This window comes from Microbacterium sp. HJ5 (assembly GCF_054824025.1).
Map to the genome: position 1 here is coordinate 107,220 of NZ_JSYE01000020.1, position 19,292 is coordinate 126,511.

At 71.3% G+C, this 19,292-nt stretch carries 16 protein-coding genes; 12 read left to right on the forward strand and 4 right to left on the reverse strand.

Annotated features, from left to right (window positions below; translation table 11 throughout):
- Positions 1–99: 99 nt before the first annotated feature.
- From rfbA to OB08_RS11200, 3 genes are read left to right on the forward strand one after another with little or no spacing between them, the layout of a single operon-like run.
- Positions 100–969, forward strand: a complete 870-nt coding sequence (gene rfbA / locus OB08_RS11190; protein ID WP_461474725.1) for a glucose-1-phosphate thymidylyltransferase RfbA — start codon at positions 100–102, stop codon at positions 967–969.
- Positions 969–1,967 carry a dTDP-glucose 4,6-dehydratase gene (gene rfbB, locus OB08_RS11195; RefSeq protein ID WP_461474727.1) on the forward strand — a complete coding sequence of 333 codons (999 nt, stop codon included), beginning with the start codon at positions 969–971 and terminating at the stop codon, positions 1,965–1,967. Before rfbA ends, rfbB begins: the two co-directional genes overlap by 1 nt.
- Complete coding sequence (locus OB08_RS11200) at positions 1,968–3,410, forward strand: sugar nucleotide-binding protein (protein ID WP_461474729.1); 1,443 nt, start codon at positions 1,968–1,970, stop codon at positions 3,408–3,410. It abuts the gene before it with no gap.
- Between the two features lie 12 nt (positions 3,411–3,422).
- Here the strand turns inward: OB08_RS11200 and OB08_RS11205 are convergent, their stop codons facing one another.
- Together OB08_RS11205 and OB08_RS11210 are read right to left on the reverse strand one after the other, a co-directional pair.
- Positions 3,423–4,754 (reverse strand): O-antigen ligase family protein, encoded by a 1,332-nt coding sequence (locus tag OB08_RS11205; protein ID WP_461474731.1) that lies wholly within the window; start codon positions 4,752–4,754, stop codon positions 3,423–3,425.
- Complete coding sequence (locus tag OB08_RS11210; RefSeq protein WP_461474733.1) at positions 4,751–6,148, reverse strand: O-antigen ligase family protein; 1,398 nt, start codon at positions 6,146–6,148, stop codon at positions 4,751–4,753. Before OB08_RS11210 ends, OB08_RS11205 begins: the two co-directional genes overlap by 4 nt.
- Before the next feature lie 81 nt (positions 6,149–6,229).
- On the opposite strand from OB08_RS11210, the gene manA reads away from it, so the two are divergent.
- From manA to OB08_RS11230, 4 genes are all read left to right on the forward strand, one after another.
- The gene (manA, locus tag OB08_RS11215; RefSeq protein WP_461474735.1) at positions 6,230–7,411 is read left to right on the forward strand and encodes a mannose-6-phosphate isomerase, class I; all 1,182 of its coding nucleotides are present in this window, start codon (positions 6,230–6,232) and stop codon (positions 7,409–7,411) included.
- 154 nt (positions 7,412–7,565) lie between these two features.
- Complete coding sequence (locus OB08_RS11220; RefSeq protein ID WP_461474737.1) at positions 7,566–7,892, forward strand: WhiB family transcriptional regulator; 327 nt, start codon at positions 7,566–7,568, stop codon at positions 7,890–7,892.
- Positions 7,893–7,970: 78 nt separating this feature from the next.
- Entirely contained in the window at positions 7,971–10,826 is a 2,856-nt protein-coding gene (locus OB08_RS11225; protein ID WP_461474739.1) for a glycosyltransferase, read from the forward strand.
- Entirely contained in the window at positions 10,823–12,241 is a 1,419-nt protein-coding gene (locus OB08_RS11230) for a DUF5719 family protein (RefSeq protein ID WP_461474741.1), read from the forward strand. Before OB08_RS11225 ends, OB08_RS11230 begins: the two co-directional genes overlap by 4 nt.
- A 45-nt stretch (positions 12,242–12,286) precedes the next feature.
- Here the strand turns inward: OB08_RS11230 and OB08_RS11235 are convergent, their stop codons facing one another.
- Positions 12,287–12,727, reverse strand: a complete 441-nt coding sequence (locus tag OB08_RS11235; RefSeq protein WP_461474743.1) for a metallopeptidase family protein — start codon at positions 12,725–12,727, stop codon at positions 12,287–12,289.
- 114 nt (positions 12,728–12,841) lie between these two features.
- Here OB08_RS11235 and OB08_RS11240 point away from each other — a divergent pair, with 114 nt between their 5' ends.
- Together OB08_RS11240 and ahcY are read left to right on the forward strand one after the other, a co-directional pair.
- Entirely contained in the window at positions 12,842–13,048 is a 207-nt protein-coding gene (locus OB08_RS11240) for a DUF3499 family protein (protein ID WP_461474745.1), read from the forward strand.
- A gap of 41 nt (positions 13,049–13,089) precedes the next feature.
- Positions 13,090–14,565, forward strand: a complete 1,476-nt coding sequence (gene ahcY, locus OB08_RS11245) for an adenosylhomocysteinase (protein WP_461474747.1) — start codon at positions 13,090–13,092, stop codon at positions 14,563–14,565.
- A 21-nt stretch (positions 14,566–14,586) separates the two neighbouring features.
- Here ahcY and OB08_RS11250 read toward each other — a convergent pair whose 3' ends face one another.
- Positions 14,587–15,432 carry an RDD family protein gene (locus OB08_RS11250; protein WP_461474748.1) on the reverse strand — a complete coding sequence of 282 codons (846 nt, stop codon included), beginning with the start codon at positions 15,430–15,432 and terminating at the stop codon, positions 14,587–14,589.
- Positions 15,433–15,448: 16 nt separating this feature from the next.
- On the opposite strand from OB08_RS11250, the gene OB08_RS11255 reads away from it, so the two are divergent.
- The 3 genes from OB08_RS11255 to katG are packed head-to-tail and all read left to right on the forward strand — an operon-like array spanning position 15,449 to position 19,268.
- Positions 15,449–16,444, forward strand: coding sequence for a stage II sporulation protein M (locus OB08_RS11255; protein ID WP_461474750.1), 996 nt, complete (start codon positions 15,449–15,451; stop codon positions 16,442–16,444).
- 43 nt (positions 16,445–16,487) lie between these two features.
- Positions 16,488–16,943 (forward strand): Fur family transcriptional regulator, encoded by a 456-nt coding sequence (locus OB08_RS11260; RefSeq protein WP_461474752.1) that lies wholly within the window; start codon positions 16,488–16,490, stop codon positions 16,941–16,943.
- Between the two features lie 15 nt (positions 16,944–16,958).
- Positions 16,959–19,268 carry a catalase/peroxidase HPI gene (gene katG / locus OB08_RS11265; protein ID WP_461474754.1) on the forward strand — a complete coding sequence of 770 codons (2,310 nt, stop codon included), beginning with the start codon at positions 16,959–16,961 and terminating at the stop codon, positions 19,266–19,268.
- Positions 19,269–19,292: the final 24 nt, after the last annotated feature.

Below are 19,292 nucleotides of genomic sequence, written 5' to 3' on the forward strand. Positions count from 1 at the left end.
CGTAGGCGCCGGGCCGACAGAAGCCTACCCTGCGGAGCTGGCCGGCCGCCCTGAGGATGGCGTGCACGCGGCCGGGCGGCGATGTGGGACGCTGGGAGCGTGAAGGGAATCATCCTCGCCGGCGGATCGGGCACACGATTGCATCCGATCACGATGGGCGTATCGAAGCAGCTCATCCCCGTCTACGACAAGCCGATGATCTACTACCCGCTGTCGACGCTGATGCTGGCGGGCATTCAGGACATCCTCGTCATCACCACGCCCCACGATGCCCCGTTCTTCGAGCGCCTGCTCGGCGACGGCTCGCGATTCGGCATCCGGCTCGCGTTCGCGCAGCAGCCCTCACCCGATGGGCTGGCGCAGGCGTTCACCATCGGAGCGGAGTTCATCGGCACGGACAGAGTGGCTCTCGCGCTGGGCGACAACGTGCTCTACGGCCCGGGTCTGGGCGACCGTCTCAAGCGGTACAGCCAGATCGACGGCGGTGCGGTGTTCGCCTACTGGGTGGCGGAGCCGGGAGCCTACGGTGTGGTGGAGTTCGACGACGATGGTCGTGCGGTCTCGCTCGAGGAGAAGCCGGCGGAGCCGAAGAGCAACTACGCCGTTCCCGGCCTGTACTTCTACGACAACGAAGTCGTCGAGATCGCTCGCGGACTCACACCGAGCGCGCGCGGCGAGTACGAGATCACCGACGTGAACAAGGCCTATCTCGAACGCGGCAAGCTTCAGGTCGAAGTGCTCGCCCGCGGGACAGCGTGGCTCGACACCGGAACATTCGACCAGATGACCGACGCCGCCGAGTACGTCCGCACCGTTCAGCGGCGCACGGGGCTCTCGATCGGCGTGCCCGAAGAGGTGGCTTGGCGACAGGGCTTCCTGTCGGATGACGAGTTGCGCGAGCGGGCCGAAGCGCAGGTCAAGTCGGGATACGGCTCGTACCTGCTGGACACCTTGAAGAGGGGGCGCTGATGGCGCACTTGCTGGTGACCGGTGGCGCGGGCTTCATCGGCTCGAACTTCGTCCACCACGTCGTGGCGCACACCGATCACACGGTGTCGGTGCTCGACAAGCTGACCTATGCGGGCAATCCGGCCTCGCTCGAGGGGTTGCCGGGCACCCGGGTGAAGCTGGTCCAGGGTGACATCGCCGACGCCGCCCTCGTCGACCGCCTGTTCGCCGAAAGCGACGCCGTGGTGCACTACGCCGCGGAGTCCCACAACGACAACTCACTCGACGACCCCCGGCCGTTCCTCGACACGAACATCGTCGGCACCTACACGCTGCTGGAGGCGGCCCGGCGGCACGGCACCCGCTTCCACCACATCTCCACCGACGAGGTCTACGGAGACCTCGAGCTGGACGACCCCGAACGGTTCACGGAGACCACACCGTACAACCCGTCGTCGCCGTACTCCTCCACCAAGGCGGGTTCCGACCTGCTGGTGCGGGCATGGGTGCGTTCCTTCGGCGTGCGCGCGACGATCTCCAACTGCTCGAACAACTACGGGCCTCGCCAGCACGTCGAGAAGTTCATCCCGCGGCAGATCACCAACGTGCTGCAGGGGATCCGCCCGAAGCTGTACGGCGCAGGTCTCAACGTCCGCGACTGGATCTTCGCGGACGACCACTCCTCGGCGGTGCTGACCATCCTCGAGAAGGGCCGGCTCGGTGAGACGTACCTCGTCGGGGCCGACGGTGAGAAGTCCAACAAGGACGTCGTGGAGCTGGTCCTCCGTCTCATGGGACGCCCGGCCGATGCGTACGACCACGTCGTCGATCGGGCGGGGCACGACCTGCGCTACGCGATCGACTCGTCGCGCCTCCGCGACGAGCTGGGCTGGCGACCGTCGTACGCCGACTTCGAATCCGGCCTGGGCGCGACCATCGACTGGTACCGCGAGAACGAGTCCTGGTGGGCGCCGGCGAAAGCCGCGACAGAGGCCTCCTATGCGAGGAAGGGACAGTAGGTGACGGGCTCGGAAGAGCGAGCGGAAGCCGCAGCGCCGACGTTCGGCAAGCCGCTGTCATCATCGCCGACCGCGATCCCCGGACTGTATGTGTGGGATCTCCCGGTCCACGGAGACAACCGCGGATGGTTCAAGGAGAACTGGCAGCGGCAGAAGATGGTCGCGGCGGGGCTCGAAGACTTCGGACCTGTGCAGAACAACGTCTCATTCAACGATGCCGTCGGCACCACCCGCGGCTTCCACGCCGAGCCGTGGGACAAGTGGGTGTCCGTCGCCACGGGGCGCATCTTCGGTGCGTGGGTCGACCTCAGGGAGGGGCCGACCTTCGGTGCCTCCTTCGCGTGCGAGATCGATCCGTCCCTGGCGGTCTTCGTCCCCCGTGGGGTCGGCAATGCTTTCCAGACGCTCGAGCCCGGGACCGCGTATTCCTATCTGGTGAACGACCACTGGTCGCCTGACGCCGTCTACACGTTCCTCAACCTCGCCGACGAGACGGTGGCGATGGACTGGCCGATTCCGTTGGACGAAGCGGAGCTGTCCGAGAAGGATCGCGAGCATCCGCGGATGGCGCAGGTGACCCCCGTCCCGCCACGCAGGATCCTGGTGCTGGGTGCAGGCGGTCAGCTCGGCAGCGCGCTCCGCGCCGCGTGGCGCGGAGCAGCGCATGTCGAGTTCGCGACGCGCACCGACATCGACCTCGCGGGTGCGGATCTCGCGGCGACTCGGAACTGGTCCGACTACGGTGTCATCGTCAACGCCGCGGCGTTCACGGCTGTCGATGGCGCCGAGACGGAGGAGGGGCGCGCACAGGCGTGGGCCGCCAATGCGGCCGGAGTGAGGCAGCTCGCCGGCATCGCCGCAGCGCACGGCATCACGCTGGTGCACATCTCGACCGACTACGTCTTCGACGGAACTCTCGAGCGGCCGTACGTCGAGACGGACCCCGTCGCGCCGCTCGGTGTGTACGGCCAGTCCAAAGCCGCAGGCGACCTCGCTGTCTCGCTGGTCCCTCGTCACTACGTCCTCCGCACCTCCTGGGTGATCGGCGACGGGAAGAACTTCGTGCGCACGATGGCCTCCCTCGCCGAGCGCGGGATCGACCCCTCAGTGGTGGACGACCAGATCGGACGTCTCACCCACGCCGATGACATCGCCCGCGGCATCCTTCATCTGCTCGCGCGTCGCGCGCCCTACGGGACGTACAACCTGACAGGAGGCGGCGCGCCGATGTCGTGGGCCGGGGTGGCGCGCGCGGTGTTCACCGCGACCGGGCATGACCCCGGCAGGGTGCGTCCGGTCACCACTGCGGAGTACTTCGCCGGGAGCGCGACGCCGATCGCACGTCGCCCCGCCAACAGCGTTCTCTCGCTTGCGAAGATCGAGGAGACCGGGTTCGCGCCCCTGTCTTCCGACGACGTGATCGCTCGCGCGCTCGGGTCGTAGTTCGCGACGCGCTCACGCCTCGGAGCGGAGAGCCCCGTCGTGCGGCAGCCCCTCATCCCCGGCTCGCGCGTCGATCCTCTCGCGCCATGAGCGCGAGAGCCCGGCGCGCACGGCGCAGAGCACGAGCATGAGCCAGCCGATCCCGACGAGGGTGAAGCTCTCGAACATCGAGTCGATGAGCAGCGCGATGAGGATGAGCGGCGTCCACGCGTAGATCACGGAGCGCCGCTCGCTGGCAGCCAGCCACGACCGCACGAGCGCGATTGCCGCGAGCGCGACGAAGAGGATGAGCCCGACCCACCCCAGCTGCAGCAGGACGTCGAAGAACGCGTTGAGGCCCGTGGCGTGCGACGAGTCCGGCAGGAAGAAGTTGATGAACGCGAACGGCTGCTCGCCGGGGCTCCAGGCGCCGAACCAGCCCCATCCCTGCACGGGCTTGGTCCGCACCAGGTCGACCATGACGTTCCACAGGTTCACGCGCATCGAGAAGTCGGTGCCGGCGCCGATCCACGCGATGATCGGATGCCGCGCGAAATAGCCGACCGCGATGCCGATGACCACCACCGCCCCCAGACCGAGCTGCAGCGCCGCCCGGTGCTCGGGCCTGGTGTGACGCACCCAGGCCAAGGCCCCCACGGCGAGCCCGACGCCGACGGCGAGGACGAGCACGGTGGGGGAGTCGCTCAGCGCTGCCAGACCGCCGGCGAGCACGACCGACGCGATCGACAGGCCCGGACGCACCGACTGCGTCCGGTATTCGATGAGAAAGGTGATGAGGGCGAGCACCGCGACGAAGCCGAGCATGTTGCGGGTCCCGAAGATGCCCTGCACCGGCCCGAGCTGAGCGAGGTTGCCCTGCACCCCGAGGAAGCGGAACGGCACGTCGAGCAGCACGCCGGAGAGCACCTCGACCGCGAGCGAGGCCGCCAGCAGGACCCTCAGCACGTCGCCGAGCGCGCGCGCGGTCTGCAGTGTGTCGCGCACGTGTCCGATCACGACGGCGAGGAACGCGAGCGCGGCGGTCGTCACCCAGCTCCAGAACGAGATCGCGCTGTCCGAGCTCCAGAACACGCTGATCAGCGCCCACCCGACGAACATGATCAGTGTCGTCGGCACCAGCCGCACGAACGAGATCTCCTGCCGCCGGACGACCAGCACGCCTGCGCCGATGATGCAGAGGCCGGCGATGATCGCGATGTAGGTGACCTGGCCGGCGAGGCGCTCGATGGCGAACGACGCGAACACGGCGCCGAGCACGGCGACAGTGTAGGCGCGCGCGAACGAGGCGGAGGCGAGGAGGGCGCTGAGCCAGCCGTGGCCGGCATTTGCGGCGGCGGAGGTCACGGCGCCCGTTTCGCGGGCTCGCCTTGTTCGATCGCGGCGCTCTGCTCGGCGGGGCCTTCGCCGACGTGCGGCGACTGCTTGATCTTGGCGCCGAGCATGACGACGAACATCCAGCCCCACAGGAGCAGCGGCGAGGACTCCGCCAGTCCCTGCACGAGCACGATCGCGCCCACGAGCGTCGGCAGCAGCGTCAGCGACGAGTAGGGGCGGTCGTCACGCAGGTCCCAGCGCGGCCGGTCGACCGCGAAGAACCACGACCGCCACACGAAGGCGAGGTAGAGCAGTCCGAGAAGCGCGACGCCGACGAAGCCGAGCTGCATGCGGATGTCGACCCACATGTTGTGGGCCTGCAGGACGCTCTGGCCGTGGTCGATGATCCAGCCGTCGAACGCCGGATCCCAGGGTGCCCATGGGGTCGCGTAGCCCCAGCCCAACCAGGGCCGCTCCGAGGCGCGGGCGAGGACCGCCTCCCAGATCGTCTCGCGATTGGTGAGGTTCGACTCGCGGCCCAGGGCGGTGAAGATCGTCTCGCGGAACACGTAGAGAGCGGTGAGCCCGCCGATGCCGATCACGGCGTAGCCCAGGTAGTACCGCGTGCGCTCGCCGGGCCTGCGTGCCCGGCGCATCAGCAGCACCGTCACCAGCACCACCGCGACGCCGGCGGCGGCGACGTAGGCGGTGGCCGAGGAGGCGCGGTAGAAGAGGTAGGCCGACACCCCGATCCACACGTACAGGAGGATGCGGCGGGGCGCGCCTGCGGCGATCAGGATCGCGAAGACGACGATCGCCAGCAGCGCCACCGGGGCGAGCAGGTTGGCGTTGCCCATGATGCCCTGGATGCGCCCGCCCTCGATCAGGTTGTTGCGCGACCAGTACTCGATGGGGTCGTCGGCCTCGCCGACCACGAAGCCGGGCAGCAGCGGCGCGCGCACGAAGACGGAGACCCACAGCTCGAACAAGAGCGAGAGGGCCATCGCCCACTTCAGAGCGGATGCCGCGGCCCGCACGAGCTCGCGCCATGTGAGCACGCCGCCCACGAACAGCGCCTGGATGGTGGTGATCCACAGGAGCAGGAGGGTGAGCGCGGTGGTCTGCGGCCATGCCGACCACAGCACCGACAGCGTCGCCCACGCCACGAACGCCACGACGAACCAGGGCAGCCGGCGCCACTGCACCGGGGGACGGATCACGAACCAGAGGATCACGGAGAAGATGCCTCCCGCGATCGTGACGACCGCTGCTGTCAGCTCGCCGAACGCGTGCACCCACGCGGTGCCCGACAGCGCCATGAACATGACGAAGATGCACCATCCGCGCAGCATGAGGTGGCCCGTCTTCTCACGGACCGGCGGCGCGGGCGGCGCCGACGCCGGGTGCTTCGAGTGGACGGCCATCGCATGACAGGGTACCCCCGGCATCCTGCGCGCCATCTGCGCCGGGCGGAGGCCACCAGGCACACGAATACGCTGGGTGGCATGCTCGTGCCGATCTCGAACGATCCCCGCGACTATTCGTGGGGGTCTACCACCCTTCTCGCCGCCCTCGAGAGCCGCACGCCGTCGGGGCGGCCGGAGGCCGAGGTGTGGTTCGGCGACCACCCGGCTGACCCGTCCAAGACGCCGGAAGGACGAACCCTCGATGCGTGGCTGGTCGAGCACGGCGCGAAGCGTGGGCGCCTGCCGTTCCTCATGAAGCTCCTCGCGGCGGCATCCCCGCTCTCGATCCAGGCCCACCCGTCGAAGACGCAGGCCGAAGCGGGATTCGCGCGCGAGGAGGCAGCCGGCATCCCGCGCGATGCGGCCGAGCGCACGTACCGCGACGACAACCACAAACCCGAGCTGATCGTCGCGCTGAGTGACGAGTTCCACGCCGTGGCGGGGCTGCGCGACCTCGACGCGACACGTCGGCTCGTCCGCTCGCTCGGACCGGGCGCCGCTCCGCTCGCCGACCGTCTGGAGCGGACGGATGCCTCGCTCGGCGGGGTGGTCGAGTGGGTGCTGTCGCGGGAGGCCCGACCCGCGGTGCGGGACGTCATCCGCGCCACCGCGACGTCGTCGTCCGAGGAGTTCGCCGCCGAGCTGGCCGTCGCGCGGTCCATGGACGCGCAGTTCCCGGGCGATCCCGGCATCGTGGTCGCGCTCCTCATGAATCTCGTCACGCTGCGCCGGGGGGAGGGGCTCTTCGTGCCCGCCGGCGTTCTCCACGCCTATCTGAGCGGGCTCGGGGTCGAGATCATGGCCGCGAGTGACAACGTCGTGCGCGGCGGTCTGACACCCAAGCACATCGACGTCGACGAGCTCATGACGGTCGTCGACCCCGCGCCGGGGCGTCCGCCCATCGTGGCGCCGCGGCCGGTGGCTCCCGGCATCGAGCGGTTCGAGGTGCCGGTCGGCGACTTCGTGCTCGACCGCGTGCAGGTCGAACGCGCCGGCGTGCGCGTGCGCGTGACCGGACCGACCATCGCGCTGGCGACCGCGGGCGACGTGACCGTGGAGGGCGGCCGGAGCGGGGAGCGTGCGCACCTCCGCCCGGGGGCCGCTGCCTTCGTCACCGACGACGAGGACGGGCTTCTCGTGACCGGCGACGGGGAGCTCTTCGTCGCCGCTCCCGGACGGCCCGACGACGTCGACGGCGCACATGATGGACTTCTCATCTGACCGTTACCACAGTGCGACACCCCGTCGGCGCGTCGCGAAGGTTCAAGACAGAGTTGAGGCTTTAATATCCGCGACTTGACCTCGGCGAACTACACGGGTGTAATTACTCGTACACGCACCACCGCGTGAGGGGGATCCCCGGGGGGAGAACGAGATGACGGCTTCGCAATACCGTTCAGGCGTTCCCGAAAACTGGTTCGTAGATCCGGTCCAGCTCGGAGTTCCGGGCGTCCGCAGACCGGTCGAGGGCGACGACGGCAACCCGCTCGCCTGGCAGACCGACGCCCTGTGCTCGCAGACCGACCCCGAGGCGTTCTTCCCGGAGAAGGGCGGCTCGACCCGCGACGCGAAGCGCGTCTGCACGTCGTGCGATGTCCGGGGCGAATGCCTCGAGTACGCGCTGCAGAATGACGAGCGCTTCGGGATCTGGGGCGGCCTGAGCGAGCGCGAGCGCCGCAAGCTCAAGCGGCGCGCCGGCTGATCCCCGATCGCTTCGATTGCGCCGACCCGGCGCGTGCTTCGCCGGGCGTTCCGTCCGGGCGCTTAGGCTGACGACGACATGCCCGCTCGAGTACACGCCATCCTCGTCGTGCGTCCCGACGGTCGCACGCCGGCCGCGTACCACCTCCGGCGCACGCTGGCCGCGCTGGCCGAGCAGAGCCGACCCGTCGATGTCCTGACGATCGTGCTGTGCGGCGGAGACGACGCGCTCGCCGACCTCGCGCGGTCGTCGCCGGCGGAGTCGGTGATCACGGCGCCGCCCGCCACGGGCTACGCCGCGGCGGTCGCCCTCGTCTCGCCGCGGATCGAGGGCGACGCCGTCTGGCTGCTCGCGCAGGACACCGCGCCGGAGCGCGAGGCGCTCGCGCGGCTGGCCGGGGCGCTCGAACTCGCGCCCTCGGTGGCGTGCATCGGACCCAAGCTGGTCCGGTGGGACGACCGGTCCGAGATCGTCTCGCTCGGGGTCGGGATGACGCGCTTCGGACGCACCGTGGGCTTCGCCGACGGCGAGCTCGACCAGGGACAGCACGACGGCCGCGACGATGTGCTCGGCGCGGACGTGCGCGGACTTCTCGTGCGCGCCGACGCATGGCGCGAGCTCGGTGGCCTCGACCCGGCGCTCGCCGGCGCCGACGAGGGACTCGACTTCGGGGTGAGGGCCCACCTCGCGGGCGCGCGGGTGTCGCTCGCGCCGACGGCCGTCGTGGCGACGGCCGGCGACGGCGCAGCCGGCCCGCCGACGCCGCTGACGCCCCACCGCCGGCGGCGCGCGACCTACGCCGCCCGGGTGGCGCAGCTTCATCGCCGGCTCGTGTACTCGCACGTCGCCGCACTGCCGCTCCACTGGCTGGCGATCCTTCCGCTCGCGCTGTGGCGCAGCATCCTCGATCTGGTCCGCAAGGAGCCGGGCAGCCTCCTGCCGGAGTGGGGAGCGGCCTTCACCGCGATGTTCCGCCCTGCTGCGGTGGCGCGTGCCCGTCGACGCCTGAAAGCGCGCCGGCGCTCGTCGTGGGCGCAGCTCGCGCCGCTCCGGACGACGGGCACCCAGCTGCGGCAGCGGTTCGGTGACGACGGCGACGACGTCGCTGCAGGCGGCCATCGACGTGGCGAGCTGCGGTTCTTCGCCGGCGGCGGCGCATGGCTGGTGCTCGGCGCCCTCGTGACGAGCCTCGCCGCATTCCCCGCGCTGCTCGCGTGGCCCGTCCTCGGCGGCGGCGCCCTCCAGCCGCTGCGGACCACCGTCGCCCAGCTGTGGGCCGATGCCGCCTTCGGCCAGCGCGCACTCGGGCTCGACGTCGTGGGTCCCGCCGATCCGTTCGCCGCGGTCATCGCGCTCCTGGGGTCCCTCTCCCCGTGGGAGCCGTCCCGCGCGGTCGTGGTGCTGTGGCTGCTGGCCCTTCCGCTCGCGGCGCTCGGAGGGTGGTTCGCCGCGACCCGTGTGACCGATCGCCCGGCGCTGCGGCTGGCGAGCGGGGTCCTCTGGGCGCTCGCGCCCACGTTCCTCGTCGCCCTGACGCAGGGCCGGCCGACCGCCGTGCTCCTGCACCTGCTCCTCCCGTGGCTGTTCGTCGCCGGCTCGGTCGCGCATCGGTCGTGGGCAGGCGCGGGCGCGACGTCCCTCGTGCTCGTCGCGGTCGTCGCCGCGGCGCCCTCGATCGCGCCGGCGCTCGCCGTCGTCTGGGTCGCCTCGATCGTGCTCGCCGTCGTGCTCCGCGCCGGCAGGGGTGTCGCGCGCCTCGTCTGGACGATCGTCCCGACCGTCGTGGTGTTCGCCCCGCTCCTGTGGAGCGCGGTCCGCCGCGGCGAGGTGTGGGGACTGCTGTCGGACCCGGGGATGCCGTGGGCGGGGCCGCAGGCCGCCCCCGACGTGGCCGGGCGCGCGCTCCTCGCCGCCGGCATCCCGACCTCCGATCTCGCGGGCTGGACGACGTTCCTGCCCCCGGAGTCGCCCACGTGGTGGGTGCCTCTCCTGGCCGCGCCGCTCGCGCTGCTCGCCCTCGCGGCGCCGCTCACTCAGCGGTGGGCCGCGGGCATGGTGCTGCTCGCCGTCACCGCGCTCGGGATGGCGACGGCGTTCGCGGTCGTCGGCATCGCGGTGTCGTTCGAGCAGTCCCTGCCGATCGCCATCTGGCCCGGGAGCGCGCTGAGCCTCGCGTGGCTGGGCGCCGTCGGAGGCGCGCTCGTCGCCCTCGACGCGGGGCTCGCGCCGCGTCTCGCGCTCGCGCGCGGACTCGCCGCGGCCGCCGTCGTCGCGGCCATCGCGGTGCTCGCCGTCCCGACGCTCACGGCGATGGCGCGCGAGGCGTCGCTCCTCACGAACGGCCCGGACAGCACGCTCCCCGCATATGTGGCGGCGGAGGGACGCGACGATCCGGATGTCGGGACGATCGTGCTCACCCCGCAGAACGAGGGCGGCGTGTCGGCGCGGGTGGTGTGGGGCGGCAGCGAGACGCTCGGCGGTCAGACGACGCTCCTGTCCACACGCACGCTCCCCTCGCCCGAGGACGCCGGCATCGCCGACCTCGCGGCCGACCTGGTGACCTCCTCGGCCGAGAACATCGTGTCCGACCTCGCCGACCGCGGCGTCGGCTTCGTGCTGCTGGCACCGGCGCTCCCTCCCGAGTCGGATGCCGCCCGCACGATGCGGCTGGGGGCGGCGACGTCGCTCGACCAGCGCGACACCCTCGACGCCGTCGGCGAGACCACAAAGGGCACGCTGTGGCGCGTCACGACGGACGTCGCGGGTCGCCCGGACGTCGCGCCCTCGGTGCGCGCCACGGCCGCGGTGATCGCCGCCGTGCAGCTCGTCGTGCTGGCCGCAGCCCTCCTGCTGGCGCTCCCGACGGCTGCCACGCGGCGAGAGGCGAGGCGGACCCCGCGCGTGGTCGGCCCCTACTGGCAGGAGGGCCGATGAGCGACAGGCGCGTGTTCCGCTGGGCGACGACGAGCACCCGGCTCCTCGCCGGCACCGTGGTGTCGGCGGTGGGCGTCATCGCCGTCGTGACCGCCGTGTCGGTGCCGTGGCCCACGCTGACGGAGGAGCCGGTCAGCATCTCGGCGGTCCCTGCTCCGGCGACCTCGGTGGCGGCGTGCGACGGCGGCCTGCTGTCGATCGGCCGGGAGATCACCGACGTCGAGTCGATCTCCCTCGCCGCGCCGCAGCAGGTCACGAGCGGGGTCAACGAAGGCGCGGAGCCGCCTGAGCAGACGACGCTCGAGGCGCCGGGGCTGACCGAGGGCGAGGGACCGGCGGTGTTCGCCGCGCCGCCCCAGGACCGGCAGCGCGTCGACGTCGCGGCCACCGGCGCGGCGTCGGTGTCTGCCGATGACCTCGCCGGGTATGCCGCGTCGGCCTGCCGCCCCCCGCTGCTGGAGTCCTGGCTCGTCGGAGGCTCGGCGACCACGGGCGCCTCCGACCTCGTGCTCGTCTCGAATCCGGGCGTCGTGCCCGCGACGGTTCAGCTCACGGTGTTCGGTGCGGAGGGCGAGCAGACGCCCCCGGGCGGGACGGACATCGTCATCCCGCCCGGCACCCAGCGGGTCGTGCCCCTGGCGGGCCTCGCCATCGGCGAGGAGAGCCCGGTGGTGCGCGTGACAGCCGTCGGCGCACCCGTCCACGCCTCGCTCCAGGCGAGCATCACACGCACTCTCACGCCCGGAGGCGTCGACCAGGTCGGCGCCCTCGGCGAGCCCCAGGCCGAGCAGACGATCACCGGCATCGCCGTCACGGATCGACCGGGCGAGGAGGGAGCGTCCGACGCGGCCACGGTCCTGCGCGTGCTCTCCCCATCTGCTGACGCGGACGCCCGGGTGCGGGTCACGGCGATCGGACGCGACGAGCCCGCCCTCGAGCCGGAGACCGTGCCGCTCTCCGCGGGGCAGCCGGTCGAGGTCGACCTCGGCGGTCTCGCCCAGGGGACCTATACGGTCGAAGTCGAAGCGGACTCGCCGGTCGTCGCCGCGGTGTGGCAGACGACGGGTTTCGGCGAGGGAGACGACTTCGCCTGGTACACGCCCGCACCCCTCGTGTCGGTGCCGAGCCTGTTCGCCGTCCCGACAGGCCCGCCCCCCGCGCTCACGCTGGTCAACCCCGGCAGCGAGCCGGCCGAGGTGTCGGTCTCGTCGCAGGACGGCTCGTACCGGCTGGACCTCGCCGTCCGGGCCGAGGGCAGTCTGACGGCCCGGCTCTCCCCGCGCACCGTCTACATGCTCGACCCCGGTCAGAGCGAGATCCGCGCGGCCCTCTCCATGACGGGCAACGGTCTGCTGGCGGGAGTACCCGTATGGCCGGCGGACGCCGCGGCCCCGGAGATCACCGTCTACCCGTAGCCCGATCGCGACGCGCAGGCCGATGGTCGACGGGCTTCGTCCGGGTCAGAAGAACCGGAAGCGCTCCGGCCCGAGGTCCCACGGGTCGCGGTCGAGGTACTCGGCCGCCGCGCGGAACACGCAGCTCTCGATCATCATGCGGCGGTGCAGGTCGTCGTCGCGGTGGAGGTGGCTGAGCCGCTCGATGGGCAGCCGGTAGACGATGATGCGCTTCGCGTCGGTGAGAACGGTCCACCGCGGGATGCCGTCCTCGTCGGGCGCCGGCGGCATGTCGGCGATCTCGAAGCTGACGTCACGCAGCTCGGGCCAGGCCGAGCGGAGGAACTCCGCCGCCGTGCCGACGGCGAGGTCGAAGCGGTCGACCCGGGTGTCGAGGGGCGGAAGCGGCGGTCGGACGACCGGGCTGCGGCCCTCGCGACCGTGGCGTCCGTGGCGGGACACCCGCCGCGACACGGTCTCGGTGCTCTTGCTCCGCCGCCACGCCATGAGCCCATCCTAGGCGCGCACGGGAGCGGGGGAGGGCGCGGGGACACGGGTGGATCCGGACGCCGCGGGCGCGGCATCCGGAGCCGTGTCGGTGTGGCCGATAGGGTCGTGCCGATGCGCGAGAGACTCTGCTCCAAGGTGGGATGCGCCCGCGAGGCCGTGTCGACCCTGACCTACGACTACGGCGACCAGATGGCGGCCCTCGGCCCGCTCGGGCGCGAAGGCGACCCGCACGCGCACGACCTCTGCGCGATCCACACCGACCGCCTGTCGGTGCCCAAGGGCTGGGTGGTCGTCCGGCACGAGACGCTGCGCGTCTGACGGGCCGACATCCCGCACTCGCCGGGTGCGAGAATGGGCCCATGTCGACCGAGTCGCCCGTCACCGCCGCCGTCCGAGCCCTCGACTTCGAAGTCGCCGACCTGGCGCTCGCCGCCGCCGGACGCCACCAGCTGAGGCTCGCCGAGAACGAGATGCCCGGCCTCATGGCCCTGCGCGAGGAGTTCGGGCCGCGGCAGCCGCTCGCGGGCGCCCGCATCGCCGGCTCGCTGCACATGACCGTGCAGACGGCGGTGCTGATCGAGACCCTCGTGGCGCTCGGGGCGCAGGTGCGCTGGGCCAGCTGCAACATCTTCTCGACCCAGGACGAGGCGGCCGCCGCCGTCGTGGTCGGCCCGACGGGCACCGTCGACGCGCCGGCCGGCGTGCCGGTGTTCGCCTGGAAGGGCGAGACGCTCGAAGAGTACTGGCGCCTCGCCGACCGCATCTTCGACTGGGGCGCGGAGGGCGCGGACGGACCGAACCTGATCCTCGACGACGGCGGCGACGCGACCCTGCTCGTGCACAAGGGCGTCGAGTTCGAGAAGGCGGGGGCGGTTCCGGATGCCGCGGCCGACGACTCGGCCGAGTACCGCATCGTGCTCGACACCCTGCGCGCGAGCCTGGCCGCCGACCCCCAGCGGTTCACGCGCATGGCGGAAGGGCTCATCGGCGTGACCGAGGAGACGACCACGGGCGTCCACCGCCTGTACGAGCTGGCCGCTTCCGGCCGTCTGCTGTTCCCCGCCATCAACGTCAACGACTCGGTGACGAAGTCGAAGTTCGACAACACCTACGGCATCCGCCACTCGCTGCCCGACGGCCTCAACCGCGCCACCGACGTCCTGATCGGCGGGAAGGTCGCCTTCGTCGCCGGCTACGGCGACGTGGGCAAGGGCTCCGCCGAGGCGCTGCGCGGCCAGGGCGCCCGCGTCATCGTGGGCGAGGTCGACCCGATCTGCGCGCTCCAGGCGGCCATGGACGGTTTCCAGGTGGCGCGCCTCGAGTCGGTCATCGACCAGGTCGACATCGTGGTGACGGGTACCGGCAACACGCGGGTCGTGACGCCCGAGCACCTGCTCGCGCTCAAGCACCTCGCGATCGTCGCCAACGTCGGCCACTTCGACGACGAGATCGACATGGCCGGCCTCGCCGCCATCCCGGGCGCGGAGCGCATCGAGATCAAGCCGCAGGTTCACGAGTGGCGCCTCCCGAACGGACGCAGCGTGCTCGTGCTGAGCGAGGGCCGCCTCATGAACCTGGGCAACGCGACGGGGCATCCGTCGTTCGTGATGAGCGCCTCGTTCACCAATCAGGTCCTCGCGCAGCTCGAGCTCTGCACCCGCCCCGACGACTATCCGATCGGCGTCTACACGCTCCCCAAGAGCCTCGACGAGAAGGTCGCGCGGCTCCACCTCGCCGCGCTCGGCGTCGAGCTCACCACCCTGACGCCCGAGCAGGCGGCGTACATCGGCGTGCCCGTCGACGGGCCGTACAAGCTCGACCACTACCGGTACTGAGTCAGCGCTATCGGGATACCCTCAGCGCTCGGGGAAGCCCCTCGGCGCCGCCGCACCCGCGGCGGTGAGAGCGGCGACCCGCCCGGTCTCGAGCTCGAGGGCGCGCAGTTCGCGCTGGCGCCGCACGGCGACCACGCCGATGATCAGCGTCTCGGGGTCGACGGCGGGAACAGGCGACACGTGCTGCGACGCCTCGGCAGCGAGGGATGCCGCGACCCGCGCTCGCGCGGACGGCTCCATGTTGCGCGCGGACGAGCCGAACTGCGCGAGACGCCGCGCGAGGCGTTCCGGCAGCCGGGCGACGTCGGCCGTCGCCGCCCACTCGGCCAGTTGCGGCGGGACGCCCATCGACGTGTCGGGCAGACGAGGAGTGCGCGTCCGCTCGGAGTAGGTTCCGGCCATCAGATCGCCGAGCCGCTGGGACCGCGGGGTGAAGGCGCCGACGAGCGCGGCGACCGCTCCGACGGTGAACCACAGCTCGAAGACGCCGATGAGGGCGCGGATGAAGGCGTGGCGGAACCCGGCCGCCCCGCCGTCGCTGCGCACGATGCGACCGCCGACGGCGAGCTTGCCGAGACTGCGTCCGCGCGTGGTGGTCTCGACCACCGTCGGGACGACGACCAGCACGAGCACGATGATCGTGATCGTGAGGATGGGGAGCGCGTCGGGGTCGAGCAGTCCAAGACCGTCCAGCCAGCCCATCAGGAGCACGAACAGCACGAGCAGCACGACGCCGATGAGCATGTCGATCAGCACGCCCAGCGCGCGCAGGAAGTAGCCGATGGGCTGGACGTCGAGAGCGACCGCCTCGCCCGTGAGCACCTCGTCCTGCTGGATGTCGATGATCGTGGGGCGGACCTCGGGCATGGGTACAGTGAAGCACATGGACCTCGACGCGCTGACCGCCGCGCGACGGGCCGAATGGGCACGTCTCGACGAGCTGAGCCGCACCCGTTCGCTCAGCGGCGCCGAGGTCGACGAGCTCGTCGACCGTTATCGGGCGGCGTCCGCCGATCTCGCCGACGCGAAGACCTCGGCGGGCCGCAGCCCGCAGGGCGACCACATCTCCACGATGCTCGCCCGCGCTCGGCTCCGGCTCACGGGCGCGCCCGAGAACGTGCTCCGCCAGGTCCCGCGCTTCTTCGCCCTCCAGCTGCCGGCGGCGCTCTACCGCGTGCGCTGGACGACGCTCGTGATCGCGCTCGGATTCCTCGCGGTCGGCGCCGTGGTGGCGTTCTGGGTGTCGGGCGACGCCGCGCTGGTCGCCGCGCTCGGCAACCGGCTCGAGCTCGAGGAGTACGCCGACAACCAGTTCACCGACTACTACAGCGAGAAGCACCCCGCGACCTTCGCCGGCACGGTGTGGACCAACAACGCCTGGATCGCCGTGCAGTGCGTGATCTTCGGGATCACGGGCTTCTGGCCGATCATGGTGCTCGTCCAGAACGCCGTCGGCGTCGGCACGGCGGCGGCTGTCATGCTCGCGTTCGGCCGAGGGGACGTGTTCGTCCTGTACATCCTCCCGCACGGCCTGCTCGAGCTGACCTGCCTCTTCGTGGCGGCGGCGGCGGGCCTCGGAATCTTCTGGGCGTGGGTGGCGCCCGGGCGGCGCACGAGAGGGGAGGCGCTCGCCGCGGCGGGGCGATCGCTCGCCACGATCGCGATCGGGCTCGTGCTGTGGCTCGCGCTGGCCGGCCTCATCGAGGGATTCGTCACCGCGCAGCCGTGGCCGTGGCCGGTGAAGATCGGCATCGGCGCCGTCGCCCTGGCGCTCTTCCTCATCTACATGATCGTCGTCGGCGGTCGCGCGTTCCGTCGCGGCGAGACGGGCGACCTCACCGAGTACGAAGCCGGGACGCCTACGCTCGTGGCGGGCTGACCTAGCGTCTTTTGAACTAATCAAAAGACGCTAGGGTGGAAGCATGACCCCGCTGCCCACCACCGCGATCGATGCGGGGGAGCGGATCCGCGCCGCGGGGCTCCGGGTGACCGATTCCCGCCGTGCGGTGCTCGTCGCCCTCGGCGAACGTCCGCATGTCAGCGCCGACGAGCTGTTCCCCCTCGTCGCGGCGCAGCTCCCCAGCACGAGCCTGCAGTCGGTCTACAACGCGCTCGGTGACTTCGTCGACGCCGGACTCGTGCGCCGCATCGAGCCGGCGGGTCGTCCCGGCCTGTTCGAACTGCGTGTCGACGACAACCACCACCACCTCATCTGCTCGAGCTGCGGCCGGGTAGAGGACATCGACTGCGCCGTCGGCCCCGCGCCCTGCCTCACCCCCTCCGATGCCCACGGATTCGCCGTGCGCGTCGCCGAAGTCACTTTCTGGGGTGTGTGCCCGGCGTGCGCCGAGGCATCCGCTCTCCCTTCGTCCACCTGATCCAGGAAGGAAACCATGGAAGCCAACCACGAGGGCACCGAGCCCATCGGCGACAACCCCACGGACGTCGACCAGGCGGTCACGCCCATCGACACCCCGGTCGAGGACCGCGAGGACGGCGAGACCCGTCCGCGCCCGAACGAGGGCGAGGCGTGCCCGGTCATCCACGGAGACCAGCCGCACCCGACCAGCGGCAACGCCAACAGCGTGTGGTGGCCGAACCAGCTGAACCTCAAGATCCTGGCCAAGAACCCCGCCGTCGCCAACCCGCTCGACGAGGGCTTCGACTACAAGACGGCGTTCGAGTCGCTCGACCTCGCCGCGGTCAAGGCCGACATCGCCGAGACGCTCACGACGTCGCAGGACTGGTGGCCGGCCGACTTCGGCAACTACGGCCCGCTCATGATCCGCATGGCGTGGCACAGCGCCGGCACCTACCGAGTGACCGACGGCCGCGGCGGCGGCGGCGCGGGGCAGCAGCGCTTCGCCCCGCTCAACAGCTGGCCCGACAACGTCAACCTCGACAAGGCGCGACGCCTGCTGTGGCCGGTCAAGAAGAAGTACGGGCAGTCCCTCTCGTGGGCCGACCTCATGATCCTCGCGGGCAACGTCGCACTCGAGTCGATGGGCTTCCAGACCTTAGGCTTCGCGGGTGGCCGTGCCGATGTGTGGGAGCCGGACGCCGACGTGTACTGGGGCCCCGAGACGACGTGGCTCGCCGACGAGCGCTACTCGGGCGACCGCGAGCTGCAGAAGCCCCTCGGTGCGGTGCAGATGGGCCTCATCTACGTCAACCCCGAGGGCCCCAACGGCAACCCCGACCCGCTCGCCTCGGCACGCGACATCCGCGAGACGTTCGGTCGCATGGCGATGAACGACGAGGAGACGGTCGCGCTCATCGCCGGCGGTCACACCTTCGGCAAGACCCACGGCGCCGCCCCCGACACGAACGTCGGCGACAACCCCGAGGCCGCGGGCATCGAGGAGCAGGGGCTCGGCTGGAAGAACGGGCACGGCGCCGGCAAGGCTGACGACACGATCACGTCCGGCCTCGAGGTGACGTGGACATACCACCCCACGCGCTGGGACAACGAGTTCTTCCACATCCTCTACGCGTACGAGTGGGAGCTCATGCGCAGCCCGGGCGGCGGCCACCAGTGGCGTCCCGTCAACGGCGGCGGCGCCGACATGGTGCCGCTGGCGCACTCCGGCGGCCGTCGCGAGCCCCGCATGCTCACGAGCGACCTGGCGCTGCGCACCGACCCCGAGTACGACAAGATCTCGCGCCGGTTCGCTCAGGACCCGGATGCCTTCGCCGACGCGTTCGCGCGTGCGTGGTTCAAGCTCACGCACCGCGACATGGGTCCGATCGAGCGCTACCTCGGCTCCGAGGTCCCGGCCGAAGAGCTCATCTGGCAGGATCGCGTCCCGGCTGTCGACCACGAGCTGATCGACGCGGCCGACGCCGCGACGCTCAAGGCGCAGGTGCTCGAATCGGGACTGTCCGTGTCGGAGCTCGTGTCGGCGACGTGGGCGGCGGCATCCTCGTTCCGCGGCAGCGACAAGCGCGGCGGCGTCAACGGCGCGCGCGTCCGGCTCGCGCCGCAGAAGGACTGGGCCGTCAACAACCCGACCCAGCTGGCGAAGGTCATCGAGGTGCTCGAGGGCGTCCAGGCGTCCTTCAACGCCGACCGCACCGACGGCAAGAAGGTCTCGCTCGCCGATCTCCTCGTGCTGGCGGGGAACGCGGCGGTCGAGAAGGCGGCGAAGGATGCCGGCGTCGACGCCGAGGTGGTCTTCCACCCAGGTCGCACCGACGCCTCGCAGGAGCAGACCGACGTCGAGTCGTTCGCGTTCCTCGAGCCGGCGGCGGACGGGTTCCGCAACTACTACGGCCCGAACGCGTTCCTGCCCCAGGAGCACCACCTGATCGACAAGGCCAACCTCCTGACGCTCAGCGCCCCCGAGACCACCGTCCTCGTCGGTGGACTGCGCGTGCTGGGCGCCAACTGGGACGGCTCGCAGCTCGGCGTCTTCACCGACCGTCCGGGCGTGCTCACGAACGATTTCTTCGTGAACCTGCTCGACCTGGGCACCACGTGGCGCCCGGTCGACCCCGGCTCGCACGCCTTCGCCGGGTCGAAGGACGGCTCGGGCGAGAGCGTCGGCATCGGCACCCGCGTCGACCTTCTGTTCGGCTCGAACTCCGAGCTGCGCGCGGTCGCCGAGGTCTATGCCAGCGACGACGCCCACGAGAAGTTCGTGCGCGACTTCGTCGCGGCGTGGGGCAAGGTCACCGAGCTCGACCGCTTCGATCTCGTCTGACCCTCGCGATAACAGAGCGGCCCG

What these genes read in the sequence shown, in the direction of transcription:
- rfbB (WP_461474727.1), top strand. Translation starts at nt 969, where the DNA reads ATGGCGCACTTGCTGGTGACCGGTGGCGCGGGCTTCATCGGCTCGAAC.
- OB08_RS11210 (WP_461474733.1), bottom strand. Translation starts at nt 6,148, where the DNA reads ATGGCCGTCCACTCGAAGCACCCGGCGTCGGCGCCGCCCGCGCCGCCG.
- manA (WP_461474735.1), top strand. Translation starts at nt 6,230, where the DNA reads ATGCTCGTGCCGATCTCGAACGATCCCCGCGACTATTCGTGGGGGTCT.
- OB08_RS11220 (WP_461474737.1), top strand. Translation starts at nt 7,566, where the DNA reads ATGACGGCTTCGCAATACCGTTCAGGCGTTCCCGAAAACTGGTTCGTA.
- OB08_RS11225 (WP_461474739.1), top strand. Translation starts at nt 7,971, where the DNA reads ATGCCCGCTCGAGTACACGCCATCCTCGTCGTGCGTCCCGACGGTCGC.
- OB08_RS11230 (WP_461474741.1), top strand. Translation starts at nt 10,823, where the DNA reads ATGAGCGACAGGCGCGTGTTCCGCTGGGCGACGACGAGCACCCGGCTC.
- OB08_RS11235 (WP_461474743.1), bottom strand. Translation starts at nt 12,727, where the DNA reads ATGGCGTGGCGGCGGAGCAAGAGCACCGAGACCGTGTCGCGGCGGGTG.
- OB08_RS11240 (WP_461474745.1), top strand. Translation starts at nt 12,842, where the DNA reads ATGCGCGAGAGACTCTGCTCCAAGGTGGGATGCGCCCGCGAGGCCGTG.
- ahcY (WP_461474747.1), top strand. Translation starts at nt 13,090, where the DNA reads ATGTCGACCGAGTCGCCCGTCACCGCCGCCGTCCGAGCCCTCGACTTC.
- OB08_RS11250 (WP_461474748.1), bottom strand. Translation starts at nt 15,432, where the DNA reads ATGCCCGAGGTCCGCCCCACGATCATCGACATCCAGCAGGACGAGGTG.
- OB08_RS11255 (WP_461474750.1), top strand. Translation starts at nt 15,449, where the DNA reads ATGGACCTCGACGCGCTGACCGCCGCGCGACGGGCCGAATGGGCACGT.
- OB08_RS11260 (WP_461474752.1), top strand. Translation starts at nt 16,488, where the DNA reads ATGACCCCGCTGCCCACCACCGCGATCGATGCGGGGGAGCGGATCCGC.
- katG (WP_461474754.1), top strand. Translation starts at nt 16,959, where the DNA reads ATGGAAGCCAACCACGAGGGCACCGAGCCCATCGGCGACAACCCCACG.